This is a genomic window from Nocardia sp. NPDC049149 (genome assembly GCF_043197455.1).
Classification (GTDB): Bacteria; Actinomycetota; Actinomycetes; order Mycobacteriales; family Mycobacteriaceae; genus Nocardia.
On the sequence record NZ_JBICTD010000029.1, the window covers coordinates 1 to 1,421 of the forward strand.

Consider the following 1,421-nt stretch of genomic DNA (forward strand, 5'->3'; position numbering starts at 1 on the left):
GGTTGCGTCCAATAGCGTGGTGTAGCAGCTGTCGCTCGGCCGATGAGGTCGAATCTCGGACGTGAGGGTGGCCATCGCGTGATCCTTCAAGAGACCGCCAAAGTCACTGAAGGAAGAAAGTCCCACGCGATGACCGATATCCAGCGTATCGACCCCAACTCCGTGTTGTCCGACCAATTGGCTGCTGCCAGTCCCGATCTGCTGCGCACGATGCTCTCGACGTTCATCCAGACCTTGATGAGCGCTGAGGCCGACGCCGCCTGCGGTGCCGGCTACGGCGAACGCAGCGACGAGCGGGTCAACCACCGCAACGGTTACCGCCACCGCGACTTCGACACCCGCGTCGGCACCATCGACGTCGCAATCCCCAAACTCCGGTCCGGCAGTTACTTTCCCGACTGGCTGCTCGAACGCCGCAAACGCGCTGAACGCGCGCTGACGTCGGTGGTGGCGACCTGCTACCTGCTCGGCGTCTCGACCCGGCGGATGGAGAAACTCGTCGAATCCCTCGGCATCACAAACCTTTCCAAATCGCAGGTGTCGATGATGGCCCGCGATCTCGACGCCCAGGTCGAAGCATTTCGCACTCGCCCCTTGGACCAAGGCCCTCACACCTTCGTCGCCGCTGACGCCCTGGTGCTCAAGGTCCGCGAGAACGGGCGCGTGGTCAACGTCCACGCTCTGATTGCTACCGGCGTCAACGCCGACGGTTATCGCGAAATCCTTGGTTTGCAAGTGGTTTCCGGTGAAGACGGGGCCGGATGGCTGGCGTTCTTCCGCGACCTGGTCGCCCGCGGCCTGAGCGGGGTCGCACTCGTCACCTCCGACGCGCACGCGGGCCTGGTGGCCGCGATCGGCGCGACCCTGCCCGGCGCGTCCTGGCAGCGTTGCCGCACCCACTACACCGTCAACCTGATGAGCGTCTGCCCGAAATCCTCCTGGCCCTGGGTCCGGACCCTGCTGCATTCGGTGTTCGATCAAGCAGACACCGATTCGGTTGCCGCGCAATATGATCGGATGCTCGACGCGCTGACCGAGAAGCTGCCGAAAGTGGCCGATCACCTCGACACGGCACGCGCTGACTTGCTGGCCTTCGCTGCGTTCCCCAAGCAGATCTGGCGTCAGATCTGGTCGAACAATCCGCAGGAGCGGTTGAACAAGGAGATCCGCCGCCGCACCGATGTGGTCGGCATCTTCCCCGACCGCGGCTCGATCATTCGCTTGGTCGGAGCCGTGCTCGCCGAGCAGCACGACGAATGGATCGAGGGCCGCCGCTATCTCGGGCTCGACGTCTTGGCCCGCTCCCGCGGGCTCGCCGCCACCGACGAACAGGAGGACCCAGCACCAGCAGAACTCACCGCCTGACCATACTTCGGATCATGCGGTGACCACTCAGTTACACCACGCCCCGGGACTTGACC

1 protein-coding gene is annotated in these 1,421 nt (G+C 64.3%); it reads left to right on the forward strand.

Going from position 1 to position 1,421, the window contains the following annotated elements; all coding sequences use genetic code 11:
- Positions 1 to 129 precede the first annotated feature (129 nt).
- Positions 130 to 1,365 carry an IS256 family transposase gene (locus tag ACGFNJ_RS44060; protein WP_393462659.1) on the forward strand — a complete coding sequence of 412 codons (1,236 nt, stop codon included), beginning with the start codon at positions 130 to 132 and terminating at the stop codon, positions 1,363 to 1,365.
- Positions 1,366 to 1,421 lie beyond the last annotated feature (56 nt).

Excerpts from the sequence above, each read along its gene's own strand:
- ACGFNJ_RS44060 (WP_393462659.1), top strand. The coding sequence starts at position 130 with ATGACCGATATCCAGCGTATCGACCCCAACTCCGTGTTGTCCGACCAA.